Source organism: Variovorax durovernensis, from assembly GCF_977011995.1.
Map to the genome: position 1 here is coordinate 4,076,108 of NZ_CDRNCW010000001.1, position 23,628 is coordinate 4,099,735.

Sequence of the window (23,628 nt, forward strand, 5' to 3'; positions counted from 1 at the left end):
GTTTCGTCGCCAAGTCGTCTTCAGTGCCTGTCGGCAGCCCATCGAATGGGCTGGGGGCGTGGTCGCGTCGTCCTTTCGGGGGCGGCGATCTGTCAACCCTTCACACGAAAGGAGCCCCGACGTATGGCCAAAGGAATTCTCATCGACCATGTTTTCAAGGTGTTCGGCGACGAGCCCGAGCAAGCACTGGAACTGGTCCGCCAAGGTCTGTCCAAGAAAGAAATCCTGGCCCGCACCGGCCAGTCGATCGGCGTGTTCGACGCCACTTTCGAAATCCAGGCCGGAGAAATCTTCGTCATCATGGGGCTCTCGGGTTCGGGCAAGTCGACGCTGGTGCGCCTGCTGAACCGGCTGATCGAGCCGACCGCGGGCCGCATCGTGATCGACGGCGCCGACATCAACGAACACTCCGGCGCCCGCCTGCGCGCGCTGCGCCGCAAGGACATCAGCATGGTGTTCCAGTCGTTCGCGCTGATGCCGCACATGACGGTGCGCGAGAACACCGCCTTCGGCCTCGAGCTCTCGGGCACGGGCAAGAAGGAACGCCTGGCGCAGGCCGACAAGGCGCTCGCGCAAGTGGGGCTGGCGGGCTGGGGCGCCAGCTACCCGGACGAGCTTTCCGGCGGCATGCAGCAGCGCGTGGGCCTGGCGCGCGCGCTGGCCTCCGACCCGTCGATCCTGCTGATGGACGAGGCCTTCTCGGCGCTCGACCCGATCATCCGCACCGAAATGCAGTCGGAACTGCTGCGGCTGCAGCAGGAGCAGCGCCGCACCATCGTCTTCATCTCGCACGACCTCGACGAAGCCATGCGCATCGGCGACCGCATCGCGATCATGAAAGATGGGCAAGTGATCCAGGTCGGCACGCCCGACGAGATCCTGCGCAGCCCCGCCAACGACTACGTGCGCAGCTTCGTGCGTGGCGTGGACGCGGCCGCCGTGTTCAAGGCCGGCGACATCGCGCGCAAGCAGCTCACCGTGGTCAGCGAGCACCCCGAGCGCGGTGCGCGCGCGGCGCTCAAGCAGCTGGAAGACCAGGACCGCGACTTCGCCTACGTGACCAGCCCGAACAAGCGCTACCTGGGCACCGTGTCCGCCGAAACCCTGCGCGCGGCGCTCGACGGCCATTCCGGCGCGCTCGGCCTGCGGCACGCGTTCCTCAATGACCTCGGCGTGATTGAGGCCGACGCACCCGTGGCCGGCCTTTTCGGCCAGGTGGGCCAGGCGCCTTGCGCGGTGCCGGTAGTGGCCGCAGACGGCCGCTTCTGCGGTGCGATCAGCAAGACGACGCTGCTGAAGTTCCTCGACCGCGACACACCGCCGATCGACCCCGCGCACCAGCCGCAGCAGCAACCCGCCGCCGTGCCTGCCGCAGACGCCGCCACGGCCTGACCGATTTCGAAGGAACTCCAGATGAACGACACCACACTGCCCTCCGAACTCGCACCCCTGAACGACGCTGCCTCCATGCTCGCGACGCCCGCTCCGGTGACGACGCCAGTCGATCCGTGGGAAGCCCTGTCCGCCGCGCCCGACCCCGCGTCGACCAGCGCCTGGCTCGACGCACCCGTGCCCGCCCATGCGGCGCACCAGCTGGCCGGCCAGGCTGACGCCGCCAGCGGCGGCTTCCAGCTGCATCGCCTGTGGGACGGCTCGCTGCCTATCGAATCCTGGATCAACCAGGGCCTGGGATGGGTGGTCGAGCACTTCCGCCCCTTCTTCCAGACCGTGCGCCTGCCCATCGACAGCACGCTCAACTCTGTGCAGAGCCTGCTGACCGGCCTGCCCACGCTCGCGATGATTGCGCTGATCGGCCTGTTCGCCTGGCAATTCGCCGGCCGCGCGCTGGCCATCGGCACCACCGTGGCGCTGCTGCTGGTGGCCATGCTGGGTATCTGGCCCGAAGCGATGGTGACGCTGTCGCTGGTGCTGACCTCGCTGGTGTTCTGCATGGTCATCGGCCTGCCGCTGGGCGTGCTGCTGGCCAGCAGCGACCGGGCGCAGCGGATCATGCGGCCGGTGCTCGACGCGATGCAGACCACGCCCGCCTTCGTGTACCTGGTGCCGGTGGTGATGCTGTTCGGCATCGGCAACGTGCCCGGCGTGATCGTCACCATCGTCTTCGCGCTGGCCCCGCTGGTGCGCCTGACCAACCTCGGCCTGCGCCAGGTGCGCCCCGACCTCATCGAAGCCGCGCGCGCCTACGGTGCCTCGCCCTGGCAGATGCTGGTGAAGGTGCAGCTGCCGCTGGCCATGCCGTCGATCATGGCGGGTATCAACCAGGCATTGATGCTGTCGCTGTCGATGGTGGTGATCGCCTCGATGATCGCCGTGGGCGGCCTCGGCCAGATGGTGCTTCGCGGCATCGGCCGGCTCGACATGGGCCTGGCGACCGTGGGCGGCCTGGGCATCGTGCTGCTGGCGATCTCGCTGGACCGCCTGACGCAGGCCATGGGCAAGTCGCGCCGCGCCGGCGGCCGCCGCTGGTGGCACACCGGGCCGGTCGGCTTTGCGCTGCGTGTGCTGCAACGCGCCGTGGCGCCGGGCCGTACCGCTGGCGAGCCGGCACCCGCCCTGTCGGCCCAGGCGCAATGATCGGAGGACACCAACGCATGACGAAGAAGACCAGTCTCATCGCACGCGGCCTGCTGGCCCTTGCCTTCGTGGCCTCCGGCATGGCGGCCCAGGCGGCCAACGAACTGCCCGGCAAGGGCGTGACCGTGCTGCCACTCAAGAGCTCGCTCGCCGAGGAAGCTTTCCAGACGCTGCTGGTGATGCGCGCGCTCGAAAAGCTCGGCTACACCGTCGAGCCCATGAAAGACCTGGAGCCGGCCACCGAGCACCTGGCCATCGCCAACGGCGACGCCACCTTCATGGCCAACCACTGGAGCCTGCTGCACGCCGACTTCTACAAGAACAGCGGCGGCGACGCCAAGCTGTGGCGCAAGGGTGTGTACTCCGACGGCGCGGTGCAGGGCTACCTGATCGACCGAAAGACGGCCGAGCAGTACGGCATCAGCAACATCGCGCAGCTGAAGGACCCGGCCATCGCCAAGCTGTTCGACGCAGACGGCGACGGCAAGGCCGACCTCACGGGCTGCAATCCCGGCTGGGGCTGCGAACTGGCCATCGAGAACCACCTGACTGCCTACCAGCTGCGCGACACCGTCACCCACAAGCAAGGCAGCTACGCCGCGCTGATGGCCGACACCATCGCCCGCTTCAAGCAGGAAAAGCCAGTGCTGTATTACACGTGGACGCCGTATTGGGTGAGCGCCGTGCTGCGCCCGGGTGCGGACGTGGTGTGGCTGCAGGTGCCCTTCTCTTCTTCGCAGGGCGACGGCGGGAACGTCGACACGCAGTTGCCGAACGGCAAGAACTACGGCTTCCAGGCCAACCAAGAGCAGATCGTCGCCAACCGGGCCTTCGTCGAGAAGAACCCTGCGGCGGGCAAGCTGTTCGAGATCATGAAGCTGCCGATCAGCGACATCAACGCGCAGAACCTGCGCATGAGCCAGGGCGCCAACACGCAACAGGACGTGGAACGGCACACCGACGGGTGGATCAAGGCGCACCAGCAGCTGTTCGACGGGTGGATTGCCGAGGCTCGGGCAGCGGCGGCTCCCTAGGCAGTGGGCTGAGATAATCGGGGGGCGTTTTCACATTCCTAAAAAGCCCCCCCACCATGACGACCACGATCCAGCAGGCCGACCTGATCGAATCGATCAGCGCCGCGCTGCAGTACATCAGCTACTACCACCCCGCCGACTACATCGCCCACCTGGCCCGCGCCTACGAGCGCGAACAGAGCCCTGCGGCCAAGGACGCCATTGCGCAGATCCTGACCAACAGCAAGATGAGCGCCACGGGCCAGCGCCCGATCTGCCAGGACACCGGCATCGTCAACGTGTTCCTCAAGGTGGGCATGGACGTGCGCTGGGGCGGCTTCACCGGCAGCCTCGACGACGCCATCAACGAAGGCGTGCGCCGCGGCTACAACCACCCCGACAACACTCTGCGCGCCTCGGTCGTGGCCGACCCGCAGTTCGACCGCAAGAACACCAAGGACAACACGCCCGCGGTGATCTTCACGGAGATCGTTCCGGGCGACAAGGTCGAAGTCACGGTGGCGGCCAAGGGCGGCGGCAGCGAGAACAAGAGCAAGCTGGCCATGCTGAACCCCGGCGACAGCGTGGTCGACTGGGTGCTCAAGACCGTGCCCACCATGGGCGCCGGCTGGTGCCCGCCGGGCATGCTGGGCATCGGCATCGGCGGCACCGCCGAGAAGGCCGCGCTGATGGCCAAGGAAAGCCTGATGGACGACCTGGACATGCACGAGCTGCTGGCCAAGAAGAAGTCGGGCGCAGAGCTGAGCAAGGTCGAGGCACTGCGCATCGAGCTGTACGAGAAGGTCAACGCACTGGGCATCGGCGCGCAGGGCCTGGGCGGCCTGGCCACCGTGCTCGACGTCAAGATCCAGATGTACCCCACGCACGCGGCGAGCAAGCCCGTGGCGATGATCCCCAACTGCGCCGCCACGCGCCACGCGCACTTCACGATGGACGGCAGCGGTCCGGTCTACCTCGACCCGCCATCGCTCGACCTGTGGCCCGACGTGAACTGGGCCCCTGATGAGAAGAAGAGCAAGCGCGTCGACCTCGACAAGCTCACGCCCGCCGAAGTGGCGAGCTGGAAGCCCGGCGACACGCTGCTGCTGAACGGCAAGATGCTGACCGGCCGGGACGCAGCGCACAAGCGCATCCAGGGCATGCTGGCCAAGGGCGAGAAGCTGCCGGTGGACTTCACCAATCGCGTCATCTACTACGTCGGCCCGGTCGACCCGGTGGGCGACGAGGCCGTCGGCCCCGCCGGCCCCACGACCGCAACGCGCATGGACGGCTTCACCGAGATGATGCTGGCCGAGACCGGCCTGATCGCCATGATCGGCAAGGCCGAGCGCGGCCCGGTCGCCATCGAGGCCATCAAGAAGCACAAGAGCGCCTACCTCATGGCCGTGGGCGGCGCCGCCTACCTGGTCAGCAAGGCCATCAAGACCGCCAAGGTGGTCGGCTTCGAGGACCTGGGCATGGAAGCCATCTACGAATTCGACGTGGTCGACATGCCCGTGACGGTGGCGGTCGATGCCGGCGGCACCAGCGCGCACATCACCGGCCCGGCCGAGTGGCAGAAGCGCATCGCCAGCGGCGAGTTCAAGACCATCATGATGGAAGAAGCCTGAGTTGAGCCCGATAGGCGTCTTCGACAGCGGGGTCGGCGGCCTCAGCGTGCTGGCCGCGCTGAGGGCCGAGCTTCCGCAAGAGAACTTCGTCTACTTTGCCGACACGGCCTACGCGCCGTACGGCGAACGCGGGGACGCCTACGTGATCGAGCGCTCGCGCGCGGTGGTCGAACAGCTGCGGCGCGAGCACGGCATCAAGGCGCTGGTCGTCGCATGCAACACCGCCACGACCGCCGCCATCCACCTCATGCGCGCCGAGCACCCCGACCTGCCGATCGTCGGGCTGGAGCCCGGCCTCAAGCCCGCCGTGGCAGCCAGCCGAACGGGGCATATCTCGGTGATGGCCACGCGCGGCACGCTGGCCAGCGCCAAGTACGCGGCCTTGCGCGCATCTTTCGCCGGATCGGCCGAGGTGCGATCGGTGCCCTGCGACGGGCTGGTGAAGGCCATCGAAGGCTTCGACGTCGCGGGCATTTCTGCTTTGTGCGAGCGCTACATGAAAGAGGCCGGGCCTTTCGGCGACGGCCCCACACAGGTCGACACGGTGGTGCTGGGCTGCACCCACTATCCGCTCGTGAAGGACGAACTGCGCCGCCACGCGCCGGCCACGCTGCGCTTCATCGACACCGGCGTGCCGGTCGCGCAGCAGACCCGGCGCCTGCTGGCTTCGGCAGCCCGGCTCGCGGACAGCGGCAACGGCGGGCTGCGCCTTGAAAGCAGCGGCGATGTCGCCGTGCTCGAAGCCGCCGCGGCGCGCTGGCTCGGGCTTGCCGCCGGCACCGCCACTTCAGCCTGAATCGGACTCCATCATCTCCATGCGTTCCCGGATGCGCCACGCCGCCCTCTTCCTGAGCCTTCTGCTGGCCGCCGGCCTGAGCCACGCGGCCTGCGAGAGCGGCCTGGCCGAACGCATGCATGCCAAGCTGTACCCCAGACGCCCGCTCGACGAGCGGCTGGCGGCGTGCAAGGTCTGGCCGGCCTTTCCGGGGCGCAGCATCGTCGTGCTGCCGCTGCCCCGCGAGACCACCGACAACGGCGCCAAGGTGTTCGACCTCGAACTGCTGCTGATCCAGCGGCCCGACAACGGCAACACCGAGCGCGACACGGTGATCGGCCGGCTCTTCCAGCCCGAGGCGCTCGACGAGGACGCCACCACGTCGATCCAGGACATCCGCATCGACACCTCGCGCTACGTGCTGGCATCCGACGCCCGCGCCTTCGGCGTGCGCGTGCGCTACCGGGGCACCAGCGCGCCGGGCAGCCCATTGGCGAGCGAGACGGTGCGCCTGTACGTGCAGCACGGCAAGCAATTCCGCCAGGTGCTGCAGGAGGTCGAACTCGACCACGACAACGGGGGATGGGATTCGACCTGCACCGGTCACTTCGAGAAGCTGCGCACGATGCTCTCGATCGGCAAGACGACGAGCAACGGCTTTGCCGACCTGCAACTGTCGCGCACGCTGGTGCAAAGCCGCGCGCAGCAAGAGGAAGACCAGGGGTGCGTGGAGAAGGCGCTGCCCGCGAAGTTCAGCACCGTGACGCTGCGCTACGACGGCGAGCGATTCAAGGTGCCGAAGTCGCTGCTGCGGCAGGCACCCTGAAGTCTTTTCAATCTCAGTGCAGGTGACGCGGACGGCGCCCGCCGCCATGCCCACCGCCGCTGCCCCCGCTGCCGGGGCCGCCCGTGCCGCGCGGGCGCTTGCCGATCTCCAAAGAGTTCACCAAGGCATCAAAACGGTCGCTGAAGAGGCGATCGATCTCGGAGACGACCCCACCCAGCTCGGCACCGTCGAAGTGGCGCTCCATGAGGTTCACGACGTCTTCCACCAGCAGGTCGCGCTGCACCTGCATGATGGCGGCCGGGTTGGGGCCGACGAAGAGCATCAGGAAGTCGTCGCGCGACTCCTCTTCGGGGTCGCCCTCTTCCTCGTCGAAGTCGGTGTCGTAGAACGTGACCTCGATGGCCGCGCCGCGGTCCGACAGCTCGTTCAGGCCCATGCACATCTCGTCGAGCGCCTGGCGGAAGTCTTCGTCGCCCGGCACCGTCCAGCAGATCTGGAGCATGTGCTCCTTCTGCTCGAAGCGGATGCCCGGCTCTTCTTCGTAGGTGCTGGTGGCGCCGTCGGCCAGCGACTTGGCGCCGGCGTACTTCCACAGAGGCTTGAGCGCCTCCTGGATCTGGTCGAAGCTCACGTCCGCACGCAACGGCACATCGCCGTGCACATGGATCTCAAATGGAGCGTTGTAGCGAGGCATCGAATGCTCCCTTGTAAATGTGGTACCCGGAACGGGGGTCGAACCCGTATGCCCCGATTAAGGAAGCGGCGGATTTTAAGTCCGATGTGTCTACCAATTTCACCATCCGGGCGTCAGGTTGAACATCGACGATAACCCAAACAAAACAAGCCCCGGCAACGATGGTTGGCGGGGCTTGGTGATCGGGGTCGAATCGAGTTGAACGAGAGGGTGGAGGCGCGACCCGGAGTCGAACCGGGCTAGACGGATTTGCAATCCGTTGCATAACCGCTTTGCTATCGCGCCACGCAGAAAAACGAAATCGACCTAGCGAAAAAAAGGGAAGCTGGAGCTTCCCTTTTTCAAAACTGGAGCGGGAAAAGAGTCTCGAACTCTCGACCTCAACCTTGGCAAGGTTGCGCTCTACCAACTGAGCTATTCCCGCGTTTCGAGCCTCGAATTATATACCAATATTTCAGGGCTCCGAAAGTTTTGCGATCAATCGATCGATCAATGTTTGACCGAGCCTTCGGAAGCCGGTGCCGCGGCGCGCTGCTTGGCCAGTTCGGCCACTGCAGCGGCCGATGCGGCCACTTCTTCGTCAGACAGTGCCTCGGGCATCTTCTCCAGCGCGATCTCAAGCACCTTGTCGATCCACTTCACGGGGACGATCTCAAGGCCGTTCTTCACGTTCTCTGGAATGTCCTGCAGGTCCTTGGCGTTCTCTTCCGGGATCAGCACGGTCTTGATGCCACCGCGCAATGCGGCCAGCAGCTTTTCCTTCAGGCCGCCGATGGCCGTCACCTCGCCGCGCAGCGTGATCTCGCCGGTCATCGCGACGTCGCTGCGCACGGGGATGCCCGTGAGCGCCGACACGAAGGCCGTCGTCATTGCCGCGCCCGCGCTCGGGCCGTCCTTCGGCGTGGCGCCGTCGGGTACGTGGATGTGGATGTCGCGCTTCTCGAACACCTCGTCCTTGATGCCAAGGCGGCGCGAGCGGCTGCGCACCACCGTGCGCGCGGCCTCGACCGATTCCTTCATCACGTCGCCCAGCGAACCGGTGCGGCTGATCACGCCCTTGCCGGGCATCGTGACCGCTTCGATGGTCAGCAGGTCGCCGCCGACCTCGGTCCACGCAAGGCCGACCACCTGGCCGACCTGGTTCTGCTTCTCCGCGAGGCCGAAGCTGTACTTGCGCACGCCCAGGAACTCGTTGAGGTTCGCGCCATCGACCGTGACCTTCGGCGTGAGCTGCTTGAGCAGCAGGCCCTTCACCACCTTGCGGCAGATCTTGGACAGCTCGCGCTCGAGCGACCGCACACCCGCTTCACGCGTGTAGTAGCGCACGATGTCGCGCACGGCCTCTTCGGTGACGAGGAGCTCTTCGTCCTTGACGCCGTTGTTCTTCATCTGCTTGGGCAGCAGGTACTTGATTGCGATGTTCGTCTTCTCGTCTTCGGTGTAGCCCGAGAGGCGGATGACTTCCATCCGGTCCAGCAGCGCCGGCGGAATGTTCATCGAGTTCGAGGTGGCGACGAACATGACGTCGCTCAGGTCGAAGTCGACTTCCACGTAGTGGTCGCCGAAGGTGTGGTTCTGCTCCGGGTCGAGCACCTCGAGCAGCGCGCTCGACGGGTCGCCACGGAAGTCCGTGCCCAGCTTGTCGATTTCGTCGAGCAGGAACAGCGGATTGCGCGTGCCGATCTTGCTCAGCCCCTGCAGCACCTTGCCCGGCAGCGCGCCGATGTAGGTGCGGCGATGGCCGCGAATTTCGGCTTCGTCGCGCATGCCGCCCAGCGCCATGCGGGTGTACTTGCGGCCGGTCGCCTTGGCGATCGACTGCCCGAGCGAGGTCTTGCCCACGCCCGGCGGGCCGACCAGGCACAGGATCGGCGCCTTGACCTTGTCGACGCGTTGCTGCACCGCGAGATATTCGAGGATGCGGTCCTTGACTTTCTCCAGGCCGTAGTGGTCGGCGTTGAGCACGGCTTCGGCATTGGCCAGGTCGTGCTTGATCTTGGTCTTCTTGCTCCAGGGCAGGCCGATCAGCACATCGATGTAGTTGCGCACCACGGTGGCTTCGGCCGACATGGGCGACATGAGCTTGAGCTTCTTGAGCTCGCCCTCGGCCTTCTTCAGTCCTTCCTTGGACATCTTGGCGAGCTTGATCTTCTTCTCGATCTCCTCGATGTCCGCGCCCTCTTCGCCTTCGCCGAGCTCCTTCTGGATGGCCTTGACCTGCTCGTTGAGGTAGAAGTCGCGCTGGTTCTTTTCCATCTGGCGCTTCACGCGGCCACGGATCTTCTTGTCGACGTTCAGGATGTCGACTTCGCGCTCGAGCTGGCCAAACAGGTTTTCCAGGCGGGCTTTGACGTCGTCGAGGTCCAGCACGGCCTGCTTGTTGTCGAGCTTGAGCGGCAGGTGCGCGGCGATGGTGTCCGCGAGGCGGCCCGGATCGTCGATGCTCGAGATCGAGGTCAGGATCTCGGGCGGAATCTTCTTGTTCAGCTTGACGTACTGGTCGAACTGCTGCATCACCGCACGGCGCAGCGCCTCGACCTCGGTGCCCTTCTCGCCGCCTTCGGGCGCCTCGACGGGCGTCACGTTGGCCGAGAAATGGGTTTCGCCGTCATCGATGCGGTTCACGCGGGCGCGCTGCTGGCCTTCGACCAGCACCTTCACCGTGCCGTCGGGCAGCTTGAGCATCTGCAGGATGGTCGAGACACAACCGACCTCGAACATGTCCTCGACCGAGGGCTCGTCCTTGGCGGCGGCCTTCTGGGCCACCAGCATGATGCGGCGCTCCGCCTCCATGGCCAGTTCGAGCGCCTTGATGCTCTTGGGGCGACCCACGAAGAGCGGGATCACCATGTGGGGAAACACCACGACGTCGCGCAGCGGCAGCAGCGGCAGGTCGAGGGCTTCGGGAGGCAGAGGGGTATGGCCAGACATGCAGATCCTTCGCGTCTTTGGCTTTAAGCCTTTTTCGCAGCTTCGCGGTACACGAGCAGCGGGGGCTTGTTTTCGTCGATGGTCGATTCCTCGACCACCACCTTGTCGACATTGGTCGCATTCGGCAATTCGAACATGGTGTCGATCAGCGACTGTTCAAGGATCGAACGCAGGCCGCGTGCACCGGTCTTGCGGGCCAGGGCCTTGCGCGCGATCGCCTTGAGCGCCGCCGGGCGGATTTCGAGGTCCACGCCTTCCATCTGCAGCAGCTTGGTGAACTGCTTCACCACGGCGTTCTTGGGCTCGGTCAGGATCTGGACCAGCGCGTCCTCGCTGAGCTCCGCGAGCGACGCGACCACGGGCATGCGGCCCACGAGTTCGGGGATCAGGCCGAACTTGATCAGGTCTTCGGGTTCGACTTCGCGGAACACCTCGGTGATGCTGCGCTGCTGCTTGCTCTTGACCGACGCGCCGAAGCCGATACCCGAGGCCTCGGTGCGGTTTTCGATGACCTTTTCCAGGCCGGCGAAGGCGCCGCCGCAGATGAACAGGATGTTGGTCGTGTCGATCTGCAGAAAGTCCTGGTTCGGGTGCTTGCGCCCACCCTGCGGGGGCACGCTGGCCATGGTGCCTTCGATGAGCTTCAGCAGGGCCTGCTGCACGCCCTCGCCCGACACGTCGCGCGTGATCGAGGGGTTGTCGGACTTGCGCGAGATCTTGTCGATTTCGTCGATGTAGACGATGCCGCGCTGTGCACGCTCGACTTCGTAGTTGCAGCTCTGCAGCAGCTTCTGGATGATGTTCTCGACGTCTTCGCCCACGTAGCCGGCTTCGGTCAGCGTGGTGGCGTCGGCCATCACGAACGGCACGTCGAGCATGCGCGCCAGCGTTTGTGCCAGCAGCGTCTTGCCCGAGCCCGTGGGGCCGATCAGCAGGATGTTGCTCTTGCTGAGCTCGACATCCTCGCCCTTGGCCTTTTCCTTGTGGCGCAGGCGCTTGTAGTGGTTGTAGACCGCCACAGACAGCATCCGCTTGGCCGGCTCCTGGCCGATCACGTAGTTGTCGAGATTCGTCTTGATCTCGAGCGGCGTCGGCAGGTCGCTGCGTGCCTCGCGCGCTTCTTCACCCGCGGGTAGTTCGTCGCGGATGATCTCGTTGCAAAGGTCGATGCACTCGTCGCAGATGAAGACCGAAGGGCCCGCGATCAGCTTCTTGACCTCATGCTGGCTCTTGCCGCAGAACGAGCAATAAAGCGTTTTTTCGCTGGAAGAGCCTTTTTTTTCGGCCATGGACAGATGCCTCGTTACAGGGTAGGGACAATGATAACTAAACAAAAACGGCGTTTCCCGTGTGGAAAACGCCGTTTCTGCCATTTGTTGGCGCCACCGGCGCCGGCCTTCAACCGCGCTTGGCGACGACCTGGTCGACCAGACCGTAGTCCTTGGCCTCGTCGGCCGTGAGGAAATAGTCGCGCTCGGTATCGGCCTTGACCTTTTCCAGCGGCTGGCCGGTACGCTCGGCCAGGATGCGGTTCATCTGGTCCTTGGTGCGCAGGATGTCGCGCGCATGGATCTCGATGTCGGTGGCCTGGCCGCGTGCGCCGCCGAGCACCTGGTGGATCATGATCTTCGAGTTGGGCAGCGAGAAGCGCTTGCCCTTCTCGCCGGCCGCCAGCAGGAAGGCGCCCATGCTGGCCGCGAAGCCCAGGCACATCGTCGACACGTCGGGCTTGATGAACTGCATGGTGTCGTAGATCGCCATGCCGGCGCTCACGCTGCCGCCCGGGGAGTTGATGTAGAAGGAGATGTCCTTGTCCGGGTTCTCGCTCTCGAGGAACAGCAGCTGCGCCACCACGAGATTGGCCGTCTGGTCGTTGACCTCGCCCACCAGGAAAATGATGCGCTCCTTGAGGAGGCGCGAGTAGATGTCATAAGACCGCTCGCCGCGGCCCGATTGCTCGATGACCATCGGGACCATGCCGAGGCCTTGGATTTCCTGTGCGCTCATGAATTTGCTCTCCGGAAAATGAAATCGTTCGCTGTTTGTTAACTGTACGCCTGAGTGAAATGGGGCTCGTGCCGCAAAGCACAAGCCCCATTGGCGTAGCGGGCGAAGACGGAAATCAGCCCTGCTGCTGCGCCATCAGTTCGTCGAACGACACCGACTTTTCATTGACCTTGGCCTTGCCCAGGACGAAGTCGGTCACGTTGTTCTCGATGACCACGGCTTCGACTTCGGCCAGGCGGTTGTTGTCGCTGAAGTACCAGCGCACCACGTCGGCCGGCTTTTCGTAGCTGGCGGCCAGCTCGTCGATGTGGGCCTTGATCTGCTCGGGCTTGGCCTGCAGGTTGTTGGCACGCACCAGCTCTGCCACCACCAGGCCCAGGCGCACGCGGCGCTCGGCTTGCGGGCGGAACACTTCGTCGGGGATCGGAGCCTTGTCGGCGTCCTTGATGCCGCGCTGCTTCAGCTCGGCACGGGCGCCTTCGACCATGCGGTTCACTTCGGCTTGCACGCTGGCGTTGGGCAGGTCGAGTTCGGCGTTGGCCACCAGGGCGTCCATCACGGCGTTCTTGTTGCGAGCCAGCAGGCGGAACTTCACTTCGCGCTCGAGGTTGCGCTTGATGTCTGCGCGCAGGCCTTCCACGGTGGCTTCGGCGATGCCGAGCGACTTGGCGAGCTGTTCGTTGACTTCGGGCAGGTGCGAGGCTTCGATCTTCTTCACGGTCACGAGGAAGTCGGCTTGCTTGCCGGCCACGTCCTTGCCGTGGTAGTCGGCCGGGAACGACAGCGGGAAGGTGCGGCTGTCGCCGGACTTCATGCCGCGCACGGCGTCCTCGAATTCCTTGAGCATCTGGCCTTCGCCGACGATGAACTGGAAGTCTTCGGCCTTGCCGCCCTGGAAGGGCTCGCCATCGATCTTGCCTTCGAAGTCGACCGTCACGCGGTCGCCGTCTTGCGCCACGGCGTCTTGCGCGCGCTGGGCGAAGGTACGGCGCTGCTTGCGCAGGATGTCGAGGGTCTTGTCGATGGCGTCTTCGCCCACTTCGGCCGAGAGCTTCTCGACTTCGGCGCCCGACAGGTCGTTGATCTTGACTTCGGGGAACACTTCGAAGACCGCGTCGAAGGCCAGTTCACCTTCGGGTGCGTTTTCCTTCTCGGTGATGCGGGGCTGGCCGGCGACGCGCAGCTTGGCTTCGTTCGCGGCTTGCGAGAAGGCTTCGCCGACCTTGTCGTTCATGACTTCGTAGTGCACCGAGTAGCCATAGCGCTGGGCCACGACGTTCATCGGCACCTTGCCGGGACGGAAGCCGTCCATCTTGACGGTGCGCGCGAGCTTCTTGAGGCGCGAATCGACTTCGGACTGGATGGTGCCGACCGGCAGGGTCAGCGTGATCTTGCGTTCGAGCTTCTCGAGAGTTTCAACGGTCACGGTCATGATGTCTTCCTGGTAAGGGGGCTGTGCGCGGGGCCTGCATCTTTTTTATCAATACAGATCAAGGACTTACACGCGCTGGCGGGATTTATGCGGAGGCACGCGGGTGCCGCCTGCAAAACTGGGCAACCCGGGATTCTAATCCGGCGGGAAAGCGGGTTTTCACGGGGTTGAAGCGCGAAGCGAACAGCGGTCAGGTTTGGCCAATATTCGGCTCGTACAGTGACCCTCGATTCATCCTCCCTCACAGGGATGCACAGGAAAATTCTCATGCTCCAGCGAATGTTTGCCGCCCTCGCCCTCAGCCTTGCCGTGGCATTCGGCATGCCCTCCCTCGCGCAGGCCAAGACCGATGCGCCAGCTCCGAAAGAGCCGACCATCCAGCAGATCTACGAGGCCGCCAACGGCGGCCGGATGTCCGACGCCGACGCGATGATCGCGAAGGTGCTGAAGGACCACCCCAACAGCGCCAAGGCGCATTTCGTGCACTCCGAGCTGCTCGCGGCCGAAGGCAAGCTCGACGACGCGAGAAGCGAACTCGCGAAGGCGAAGACGCTGTCGCCCGAACTCGACTTCGCCAAGCCCGAGGCCGTCGAACGACTCACGAACAAGCTCGACAAGCCGGCGCCGCAGGCCAGGAGCACGCCCTCCCGCGTGAGCGAGCCCGCTGCGCCGGCACCACGCGTCACAGAGAGCAGGACGAGTTCCGTACCGTGGATGCCCATCGCCCTGCTGGGGCTGCTGGTCGTCGGCTACCTCGCCTTCCGGCGCCGGGTTGCGCCGCCCGCGGCACCGGTTGCCCCGTCGTACGGCCCCGCACCGGGCATGCCCGGCATGCAGGGCGCGCCTGCGGGCTATGGAAGCTACGGCCCTGGCGGCAACTGGACGCCCGCGCCACCGCCCGCCGCCAGCCCCGGCATGGGCCTCGGCTCGGCCCTTGCCACGGGTGCGGCCGTGGGCGTCGGCGCGGTGGTCGCGCAAGAGGCGGTGCGCCACTGGATGCACGGCAGCGACAACAACGTGATCGACAACAGGGACAGCGGCACGACCCGCATCGCCGACAACGGAAACACCGAAATGGGCCGCGGCCTCTGGCCCTCGTCGACCACCCCGGAGCCCGAACGCATCGTCGACAACGACTTCGGCATCAAGGACACGAGCTCCTGGGACGACTCGAGCGGCGGCGGCAGTTTCGACAGCGGCGGCGACAGCAGCAGCGGCGACAACGACTGGTAACAAGAGCCGGCAAAAAAGAAAAAGCCCCGTTCCTCACGGAATGGGGCTTTTTCACTGCTCGATAGAACGGGCTACGTAGCAGAGGGCTGGTGCGCGGGGCCGGACTCGAACCGGCACGTTCTTGCGAACGTCAGGACCTAAACCTGGTGCGTCTACCAATTTCGCCACCCGCGCGATGCCAATCTTTCAGGTGAATGCAAAAGCGGACGGGCTTTCGGCGCCACGGATTCCCGTGGGCCAAAGACCATCCGCTTGAAATCGGTCAGCTTTCGATTTTAAACGCTAATCGGCACCGCTTTCGGCTCGCGCTTCACACGGAATGCAGCGGCGTACATCGCAGGCAACGCGAGCAGGGTCAACACCGTTGCCACGATCAGCCCGCCCATGATTGCAACCGCCATCGGCCCCCAGAAAACGCTGCGCGACAACGGGATCATCGCCAGCACCGCGGCCGCCGCCGTCAGCACGATCGGTCGCAGCCGCCGCACCGCCGACTCGACGATCGCGTCCCACGCCGGCACGCCCGCCGCGCGGTCGATCTCGATCTGGTCGATCAGGATCACCGCATTGCGCTGGATCATGCCCATCAACGCGATCACGCCCAGCAGCGCGACGAAACCGAACGGCCGGTTGAGCACCAGCAGCGCACCGGCCACGCCGGCAATGCCCATCGGCCCGGTGATGAACACCAGCAGCGAGCGGCTGAAGCTGTGCAGTTGCAGCATCAGCAGCGTGAACACCAGGAACAGCATGATCGGCACGCCCGCCACGATGGAGGCCGAGCCCTTGCTGCTTTCCTCGGCGGCGCCCGCCACCTCGATGCGATAGCCGCCCTGCCCGGCCGCGGCCCAGCCGGCCTCCAGCTCGCGCAGCTTCGGCAGCAACTGGGTCGTGACGGTCGCGCCCTGCAGGCCTTCGATGACGTCGCCCTGCACGGTGATGGCGTAGTCGCGGTTCTCGCGCCACATCACGCCCGGCTCCCAGGTGAACACCGGCTTGGCGATCTGCGCGAGCGGAATCGACCGGCCCGAAGTCGTCGGAATGTAGGCATTGCCGATGTCCGAGATGGCCTGGCGCTCGTCGGGCGCCTGGCGCAGCACGATGTCGATCAGCAGGTCGTTCTCGCGGTACTGGCCCACGGTGGTGCCGCTGAACATCGTCTTCGATGCCTGCGCGATGGCCTGGCTGGTCACGCCCAGGGCGCGGGCCTTGGCCTGGTCGACCTCGAGGCGGATCACCTTCACCGACTCGTTCCAGTTGTCGTTCACGCCGCGCATGTTGGGGTTGTCGCGCAGCACGGCCTTGACCTCGTCGGCATGGCCGCGCAGCAGCGCGGGCTCCGGCCCGATCACGCGGAACTGCACCGGGTAGGCCACGGGCGGCCCGTTGGGCAACAGCTTGACGCGGCCCCGCACCTCGGGAAACTCCTGCGCCAGCAGCTGCGGCAGCTTCAGGCGCAGCGTTTCGCGCACCTTCAGGTCCTTGGCCAGCACGATGAGCTGCGACACGTTGGTCTGCGGGAACACCTGGTCCAGCGGCAGGTAGAAGCGCGGCACGCCGGAGCCGATCCAGGTGCTGACCGTGCTCACGCCGGCCTCTTCCATGAAACGCTTCTCCACGCGCTTGGCCACTTCTTCGTTCGCGGCGAACGAGGTGCCTTCGGGGAACCAGATGTCGACCAGGATCTCCGGCCGGCTCGAGTCCGGGAAGAACTGCTGCTGCACCTTGCCCATGCCGACGATGCCCAGCGCAAAGATCAGCACGGTGGCGCCGATGGTCATCCAGCGGTGCTGCACGCACCAGTTCACCGCGCGGCGGAAGGCGTTGTAGAACGGCGTGTCGAACAGCTCGTGCGGCGGCGCGTCGGGGTCGTGCGCCTTCACCTTGAGCAGCAGCGTGCCGAGGTACGGCACGAAGTACACCGAGACGATCCACGACAGCACCAGCGCGATCACCGTCACCGCGAAGATCGCGAAGGTGTATTCGCCAGTCACCGACTTCGCCAGCCCGATCGGCAGGAAGCCGGCTGCCGTGATGAGCGTGCCAGTGAGCATCGGCTTGGCCGTGACGTCGTAGGCGTAGGTGGCGGCGCGGGCCTTGTCGTAGCCCTCTTCCATCTTCCGCACCATCATTTCGACAGCGATGATGGCGTCGTCCACCAGCAGGCCGAGCGCGATGATGAGCGAGCCCAGCGATATCTTGTGCAGCCCGATGCCGAAGTAGTTCATCGCCAGGAAGGTCACGGCCAGCACCAGCGGAATGGTGATCGCCACCACCAGCCCCGGACGCATGTCGATGTACCAGCCGAAGCGCCCGCCCTTGTGCAGCCCGAGCGAGATGATGCTCACGGCCAGCACGATGGCCACGGCCTCGATCAGCACGCCGACGAACTCGTTGACGGAGCTGGCCACGGACACCGGCTGGTCTTGTACCTGCGCCAGCTTCACGCCGGCCGGCAGGCGCTTGTCGATGGTGGCGGTGGTGGCCTTCAGCGCCTTGCCCAGCGCGATGATGTCGCCGCCCTTGGCCATCGACACGCCCAGGCCGATCACTTCCTTGCCCTGGTGGTGCATCTTGACCGCCGGCGGATCGACGTAGCCGCGGTGGATGTCCGCGATGTCGCCCAGCTTGAGCTGGCTGCCCGAGCTGCCGCGGATGGGCATTTCGCGCAATTGGTCCACGCTGGTGAACTGGCCGGCTACGCGCACCTGCACCACGTCCTGCGGCGACGAGATGGAGCCGGCGCTCTCCACCGCATTCTGCGAGCCGAGCTGCTGCAGTACCGCGTTGAAGTCGAGCCCGAGCTGCGCCAGGCGCTTCTGCGAGATCTCGATGTAGACCTTCTCGTCCTGCACGCCGAACTGGTCGACCTTGGCCACGTCTTTCACGCGCAGCAGCTGCTGGCGCACGTCGTCGGCCAGCGTCTTGAGCTCGGCGTAGCTGAAGCCTTCGCTCTCCAGCGCGTAGATCACGCCGTAGACATCGCCGAAGTCGTCATTGAAGAACGGGCCTTGCACGCCGGCCGGCAAGGTGGCGCGCATGTCGCCGATCTTCTTGCGCACCGTGTACCAGACGTTGGCCACCTCGGTGGACTTCGAAGAGTCCTTGATGTTGAAGATGATCTGCGACTCGCCCGGCTTCGAGTAGCTGCGGATCTTGTCGGCGTAAGGCGCCTCCTGCAGCGTGCGCTCGAGCTTGTCGGTGACCTGCTCGGCCACCTGCTGCGCGGTGGCGCCGGGCCAGTAGGTCTTCACGACCATGGCGCGGAATGTGAACGGCGGGTCTTCGTCCTGCCCGAGCTGGAAGTACGCGAACACGCCCAGCACCATCAGCACCACCATCAGGTAGCGCGTCAGGGGCGCGTGGTCCAGCGCCCATTTGGAGAGGTTGAAGCCGGCGGGCTTGTCGTTGGGGTTCTCCGGGTTGCCGCTCATTTGGCAACACCGCCCGTTGCGCCTGCCGCAATCTCTTTGTCGGTCGCAGCGACGGCCGCCACGGGCTGTGCCGATGCCTTCGCGTCGGCATTGGCGGCGGCCGCGGCCGCCTCCTTCGACTGGTAGATGGTGACCTTCTGCCCCGGCGACAGCACATGCACGCCGGCAGCCACGACCATCATGCCGGGCGTGATGCCGCTGGCGATGACGGCCTCGTTGCCGTCGGCCGTCGCCACCTGCACGGGCTGCGAGCGCACCGTCATGGTCGATTTGTCGAGCACCCACACGGCGGAGCCCTTGCCCTCCTGGCGCAGCGCGCTGGTCGGCAGCTTCATCACGGCGGTGGTGGCGTGCGCCAGCGCCTGCGGCCGCGCATAGACCGTGGCGCCGAGCGGCGGCGAGGCGGCCGCGTCGATCGCGACCTTGACTGAATACGTGCGCGTCACGGCGTCGGCGCTGGCCGCCACCTCGCGCACCTGGCCCTGCAATTCGTTGCCGCCCGACCAGCCGCGCACGGTGACCGGCGAGCCGATCTTTACGAGCGTGGCGCGGTCTTCCGGCACCGCGAACACCACGTCGCGGGCGCCGTCCTGTGCGATGCGCACGACCGGCGTGCCGGCCTGCACCACCTGGCCCGGCTCCGCCTCGATGGCGGTGACGATGCCGGCCACGTCGGCCACCAGCGTCGTGTAGTTGGCCTGGTTGCCCTGCGAGGACAGCTGCGCCTGCGCCTGTTCGAGCTGGGCCTGCGCGGCCTTCCAGGTGGTTTCGCGGCGCTCCAGTTCGGCGCCGCTGATGAAGTTCTGCTCGCGCAACTCGCGATAGCGCTTCAGGTCGGCGGCCGCGAGATCACGGTTGGTCAACGCGGCGGCCTGCTGGGCGCGGGCGGCTTCGGCGGCGAGGCGGTAGTCCTGCGGATCGAGCTGCGCCAGCACCTGGCCGGCCTGCACGTGCTGGCCCAGTTCCGCCTGGCGCCGGGTGATCTTGCCCGCCACGCGGAAGCCCAGCCGCGACTCGACGCGCGCACGCACCTCGGCGGAGAACTCGGGCTGGGCGTCGAATTCGCTCGCCCCCACGGTCACTACCTTGACCGCGCGAACAGGGTCCTGGACCGCGGGTTTAGGCGAGCAGCCGGCCAGGAAGACGGCGGGAAGCAGCAGCCATGCGGCGCTGCGGGCACGGGAAAAGACAGTGGTGGAGGCGGTCATGAGACACCCAGGAGAGGACGAACCGGGCCATTAATGACCCACTGGTTAGTAATCTAGGATAAACCCGAACCACTGTCAATGACCGGTTGGTCACTAGAGCCTGACCCCGCCCCCCTGCCCCTGTCTACGCGCCGGGCACTACGTACGCTGCCCCATCTCCACCAGGCGGTTGTCAGGCAGCTCGAAATAGTCCGATGCCCGCCCCGCGTTGCGCTGCAGCCAGCCGAACAGCGCGCGCCGTACCGGGTTCAGGCCCGGCAGGTTTTCCTCGCCGACCGAGGCGCGGGAGACGAAGTACGAGGTTTTCATCGAGTCGATTGCCAGCGTCTTCTGGTAGGCCAGGATGCGGATGAACTCGGGCACGTCAGGCCGCTCCATGAAGCCGTGCCGCGCGGTGACTACCCATATGCCGTCCATCAGCTGCTCGGCCTCGATGCGGTTGCGCGCATCGACGCGCGGCGTGTCGCAGGGCAGCACGCGCAGCACGATGACCTGCTCGTGCAGCACCTGGTTGTGCTTGAGGTTGTGCAGCAGGGCATGCGGCACCGCGGTGGCATCGGGGTTCAGGAAAACCGCCGTGCCGCTCACCCGGTGCGGCATGTGCAGCGCCAGCGACTCGACGAAGGGCCGCAACGGAAGGCTCTCGGCCGCGGCAGCCTCCAGGCCCAGCCTGCGGCCCTTGGCCCAGGTGGTGAAGACAACCATCACCACGACCGCCACCGCCAGCGTGAGCCAGCCGCCCTCGGCAATCTTCAGGCTGTTGGCCACCACGAAGGTCAGGTCGACCACCGCGAAGGCCGCCACGCCGACCACCACGGCCACCTTGTTCCAGCGCCACAGGCCCCAGGCCACGATGCCGGCCAGCAGCGTGGTCGTCACCATGGTGATCGACACCGCGATGCCGTAGGCCGCCGACAGCGCGCCCGAACTCCTGAAGCCCAGCACCAGCAGCAGCACCCCCACCATCAGCAGCCAGTTGACCGTCGGCACGTAGATCTGCCCGATCGCCGTGCCCGAGGTCTGGATCACCCGCATGCGCGGCAGGTAGCCCATGCGCATCGCCTGCGCCGTGAGCGAGAAGGCGCCCGAGATCACCGCCTGCGATGCGATCACCGTGGCCATGGCCGCCAGCACCACCATCGGCAGCACGCCCCAGGAAGGAAAGAGGCGGAAGAACGGGTTGTCGATGGCCGCCGGGTTGGCCAGCACCAGCGCCCCCTGCCCGAAGTAGTTCAGCACCAGCCCCGGCAGCGCGATGAACAGCCACGCGAGCCGGATCGGCCTGGCGCCGAAGTGCCCCATGTCTGCATACAGCGCCTCGCCGCCCGTGAAGGCCAGGAACACCGCACCCAGCACCGCCAGCGACTGCGCCCGGTGCTCGACCAGGAAACCCAGGGCCCGGCGCGGATCCAGCGCCGCCAGTACCTGCGGCTGCTGCAGCACCTGCCACAGCCCGGCCGCGGCCAGTATCAGGAACCACAGCAGCATGACCGGCCCGAACACCTTGCCGACCACGCCCGTGCCCTTCTTCTGGACCGCGAACAGCCCGATGAGGATGACCACCGTGATCGGCAGCACCGCCTTCTGCAGCACCGGCGCCTGCACCTCCAGGCCCTCGACCGCCGACAGCACCGAGATGGCCGGCGTGATCAGGCTGTCGCCGTAGAACATGGCCGCGCCCACCAGCCCGAGCATGCCGATCACGTTCCACACCCAGGGTCTGGTCTTGGGCCCGGCCACCGCGTTGCGCGCCAGCGCCTGCAGCGCCAGGATGCCGCCCTCGCCGTCGTGGTCGGCGCGCAGCACGAACACCACGTACTTCAGCGTGACCACGAACATCAGCCCCCAGAAGATCAGCGAGAGCAGGCCCAGCACCGAATCGGGCGAGAACGGCACCCCGTGCTCGGGGTTCATCGTCTCCTTGAAGGCGTAGAGCGGCGAGGTGCCGATATCGCCGAACACGACGCCCAGCGCGGCGATCATGAGCGTCGGCCCCGCCGGGTGCGCTGCCTCGCCGTACGCTGAAACCTGGGACCCGGAAGCCGGTGCGGATGCTTTCATGAGAAGCAGGAAGTTCAAAGTGGCGACGGTGCGAGCATAGTGCCGGGGCGTTGCGTCGTCGCGGACAATCGTGGCGTGTCCGCCACTCCCCACCTCGCCGCCCCGCCGGCCCACTACGAGAACTTCCCCGTAGCCTCCTGGCTGTGCCCTCCACACCTGCGCCCGCCCATTGCCGCGATCTACCACTTCGCGCGCACCGCCGACGACATCGCCGACGAGGGCGAGGCCTCGCCCGACCAGCGGCTGGCCGAGCTGCGCGCCTACCGCGAGGAACTGGCCGCCGCCGCGCAGGGCGAGGTGCTGCCGTCTTCGCGCTGGCCGCACGTGTTCGGGCCGCTCGCCCACAGCATCGCGCAGTACAAGCTGCCCGAAGACCTGCTCGCCGACCTGCTGAGCGCCTTCATGCAGGACATCGAGAAAACCCGCGACCACGGCACCTACGCCGACCGCGCCGAGCTGCTCGACTACTGCCGCCGCTCCGCCAACCCGGTCGGCCGGCTGCTGCTGCACCTCTATGGCGTGCATGACGCCCAGGCGCTGGCGCAGAGCGACGCCATCTGCAGCGCGCTGCAGCTCATCAATTTCTGGCAGGACCCGAGCGTGGACCTGCCGCGCGGACGCTTCTATTTCCCGCTGACAGACTGCAACCGTCGTGGCCTGACGCGCGAGAACTTCAAGGTCTTCGCGCCACTGTCGCCAGCCCCGCCGCCGCAGGAAGCTATCAATCTGATAGCAGTGGTGTCTTACTGGGCGCGCGAGCTCATGACCGAGGGCGCGCCGCTGGTGCACCGGCTGCCCGGCCGCGCGGGCTGGGAACTGCGGCTCGTGGTGCAGGGCGGGCTGCGCATCCTCGACAAGATCGTCGACCTCGGCTTCGACACCTTCTCGCAGCGCCCCACCGTCGGCAAGGCCGATGCCCCCCTGCTGCTCTGGAAGGCCATGCGGATGCGGAGACAATCACGGCCCATGAAAGCAGCGCCTCCCCGATGAATCCCGAGCAATACGTGCAAGACAAGGCCGCCGCCTCGGGCAGCAGTTTCTATTACGCCTTCCTGTTCCTCCCCAAGCCGCGCCGCGCCGCGATCACGGCTTTCTATGCGTTCTGCCGCGAGGTCGACGACGTGGTCGACGAGGTCAGCGACCCCGGCGTGGCCGCTACCAAGCTCGCCTGGTGGCGTACCGAGGTGGCCCAGTCATTCGCTGGCACGCCGCGCCACCCGGTGATGCAGGCGCTGATGCCGCATGCCGCGGCCTATGGCATCGAGGCGCGCCAGCTCAACGAGGTGATCGACGGCTGCCAGATGGACCTGGACCAGACCCGCTATCTCGACTTCCAGGGCCTCTCGCGCTACTGCCACCTCGTGGCCGGCGTGGTGGGCGAAGTCGCGGCGCGCATCTTCGGCCAGACCGATCCGCAGACCACCGCCTATGCCCACAAGCTGGGCCTGGCGCTGCAGCTCACCAACATCCTGCGCGACGTGGGCGAAGACGCCCTGCGCGGGCGCATCTACCTGCCGGTGAACGAGCTGCAGAAGTTCGACGTGAAGGCGCACGAGATCCTGAACCGCGTGCACTCCGAACGCTTCGTCGCGCTGATGAAGTTCCAGGCAGCACGTGCCCACGTGGCCTACGACGAGGCGCTCGCCCTGCTCCCGCTGGCCGACCGCCGCGCGCAGAAGCCGGGCCTCATGATGGCCAGCATCTACCGCACCCTGCTGCGTGAGATCGAGCGCGACGACTTCCAGGTGCTGAACCAGCGGGTGAGCCTGACGCCGGTGCGCAAGTTCTGGCTGGCGTGGAAGGTTCAGGCGCTCGGGCGCATCTAGC

17 protein-coding genes and 4 tRNA genes are annotated in these 23,628 nt (G+C 66.2%); 9 read left to right on the forward strand and 12 right to left on the reverse strand.

Going from position 1 to position 23,628, the window contains the following annotated elements; all coding sequences use genetic code 11:
- The first annotated feature begins 123 nt into the window (after positions 1-123).
- Genes proV through ACWV14_RS19395 form a run of 6 tightly spaced genes read left to right on the forward strand, consistent with a single transcriptional unit; the run spans position 124 to position 6,840 of the window.
- On the forward strand, positions 124-1,392 hold the full coding sequence (gene proV, locus ACWV14_RS19370) for a glycine betaine/L-proline ABC transporter ATP-binding protein ProV (RefSeq protein WP_454903138.1): 1,269 nt from the start codon (positions 124-126) through the stop codon (positions 1,390-1,392).
- Between the two features lie 21 nt (positions 1,393-1,413).
- Complete coding sequence (proW, locus tag ACWV14_RS19375) at positions 1,414-2,595, forward strand: glycine betaine/L-proline ABC transporter permease ProW (RefSeq protein WP_454903139.1); 1,182 nt, start codon at positions 1,414-1,416, stop codon at positions 2,593-2,595.
- Between the two features lie 17 nt (positions 2,596-2,612).
- On the forward strand, positions 2,613-3,629 hold the full coding sequence (proX, locus tag ACWV14_RS19380; protein ID WP_454903140.1) for a glycine betaine/L-proline ABC transporter substrate-binding protein ProX: 1,017 nt from the start codon (positions 2,613-2,615) through the stop codon (positions 3,627-3,629).
- 56 nt (positions 3,630-3,685) lie between these two features.
- A complete protein-coding gene (locus ACWV14_RS19385; RefSeq protein ID WP_422087038.1) occupies positions 3,686-5,239 on the forward strand; it encodes a fumarate hydratase in 1,554 nt (517 codons plus the stop codon).
- Position 5,240: 1 nt separating this feature from the next.
- Positions 5,241-6,035, forward strand: a complete 795-nt coding sequence (murI, locus tag ACWV14_RS19390; RefSeq protein WP_454903141.1) for a glutamate racemase — start codon at positions 5,241-5,243, stop codon at positions 6,033-6,035.
- A 31-nt stretch (positions 6,036-6,066) separates the two neighbouring features.
- A complete protein-coding gene (locus ACWV14_RS19395) occupies positions 6,067-6,840 on the forward strand; it encodes a PA3715 family protein (RefSeq protein ID WP_454903142.1) in 774 nt (257 codons plus the stop codon).
- A 13-nt stretch (positions 6,841-6,853) separates the two neighbouring features.
- Here the strand turns inward: ACWV14_RS19395 and ACWV14_RS19400 are convergent, their stop codons facing one another.
- The 8 genes from ACWV14_RS19400 to tig all read right to left on the reverse strand — a co-directional run bounded on the left by ACWV14_RS19400 (position 6,854) and on the right by tig (position 13,865).
- Positions 6,854-7,495 (reverse strand): DUF6806 family protein, encoded by a 642-nt coding sequence (locus tag ACWV14_RS19400; RefSeq protein ID WP_454903143.1) that lies wholly within the window; start codon positions 7,493-7,495, stop codon positions 6,854-6,856.
- 20 nt (positions 7,496-7,515) lie between these two features.
- Positions 7,516-7,607, reverse strand: a tRNA-Leu gene (locus ACWV14_RS19405).
- A 99-nt stretch (positions 7,608-7,706) separates the two neighbouring features.
- A tRNA-Cys gene (locus tag ACWV14_RS19410) sits at positions 7,707-7,780 on the reverse strand.
- Between the two features lie 63 nt (positions 7,781-7,843).
- Positions 7,844-7,919, reverse strand: a tRNA-Gly gene (locus ACWV14_RS19415).
- 65 nt (positions 7,920-7,984) lie between these two features.
- The gene (gene lon / locus ACWV14_RS19420; RefSeq protein WP_454903144.1) at positions 7,985-10,426 is read right to left on the reverse strand and encodes an endopeptidase La; all 2,442 of its coding nucleotides are present in this window, start codon (positions 10,424-10,426) and stop codon (positions 7,985-7,987) included.
- A gap of 23 nt (positions 10,427-10,449) precedes the next feature.
- A complete protein-coding gene (gene clpX, locus ACWV14_RS19425) occupies positions 10,450-11,715 on the reverse strand; it encodes an ATP-dependent Clp protease ATP-binding subunit ClpX (RefSeq protein ID WP_339090356.1) in 1,266 nt (421 codons plus the stop codon).
- A gap of 109 nt (positions 11,716-11,824) precedes the next feature.
- Entirely contained in the window at positions 11,825-12,433 is a 609-nt protein-coding gene (gene clpP, locus ACWV14_RS19430; protein WP_081270880.1) for an ATP-dependent Clp endopeptidase proteolytic subunit ClpP, read from the reverse strand.
- 115 nt (positions 12,434-12,548) lie between these two features.
- Positions 12,549-13,865 (reverse strand): trigger factor, encoded by a 1,317-nt coding sequence (tig, locus tag ACWV14_RS19435; protein ID WP_422087044.1) that lies wholly within the window; start codon positions 13,863-13,865, stop codon positions 12,549-12,551.
- A 267-nt stretch (positions 13,866-14,132) separates the two neighbouring features.
- Here tig and ACWV14_RS19440 point away from each other — a divergent pair, with 267 nt between their 5' ends.
- The gene (locus ACWV14_RS19440) at positions 14,133-15,098 is read left to right on the forward strand and encodes a tetratricopeptide repeat protein (protein ID WP_454903146.1); all 966 of its coding nucleotides are present in this window, start codon (positions 14,133-14,135) and stop codon (positions 15,096-15,098) included.
- Between the two features lie 87 nt (positions 15,099-15,185).
- Here the strand turns inward: ACWV14_RS19440 and ACWV14_RS19445 are convergent.
- The 4 genes from ACWV14_RS19445 to ACWV14_RS19460 form a co-directional block, all read right to left on the reverse strand.
- A tRNA-Leu gene (locus ACWV14_RS19445) sits at positions 15,186-15,272 on the reverse strand.
- Positions 15,273-15,373: 101 nt separating this feature from the next.
- Complete coding sequence (locus ACWV14_RS19450; RefSeq protein ID WP_454903148.1) at positions 15,374-18,532, reverse strand: efflux RND transporter permease subunit; 3,159 nt, start codon at positions 18,530-18,532, stop codon at positions 15,374-15,376.
- Complete coding sequence (locus ACWV14_RS19455) at positions 18,529-19,740, reverse strand: efflux RND transporter periplasmic adaptor subunit (protein ID WP_454903150.1); 1,212 nt, start codon at positions 19,738-19,740, stop codon at positions 18,529-18,531. Before ACWV14_RS19455 ends, ACWV14_RS19450 begins: the two co-directional genes overlap by 4 nt.
- Positions 19,741-19,878: 138 nt before the next feature.
- Positions 19,879-21,723: a potassium transporter Kup gene (locus ACWV14_RS19460; RefSeq protein WP_454906031.1), complete on the reverse strand. Its 1,845-nt coding sequence runs from the start codon at positions 21,721-21,723 to the stop codon at positions 19,879-19,881.
- 153 nt (positions 21,724-21,876) lie between these two features.
- On the opposite strand from ACWV14_RS19460, the gene hpnC reads away from it, so the two are divergent.
- Complete coding sequence (hpnC, locus tag ACWV14_RS19465) at positions 21,877-22,791, forward strand: squalene synthase HpnC (RefSeq protein WP_454903152.1); 915 nt, start codon at positions 21,877-21,879, stop codon at positions 22,789-22,791.
- Complete coding sequence (gene hpnD / locus ACWV14_RS19470) at positions 22,788-23,627, forward strand: presqualene diphosphate synthase HpnD (protein WP_454903153.1); 840 nt, start codon at positions 22,788-22,790, stop codon at positions 23,625-23,627. The genes hpnC and hpnD overlap by 4 nt, the downstream gene beginning before the upstream one ends.
- Position 23,628: the final 1 nt, after the last annotated feature.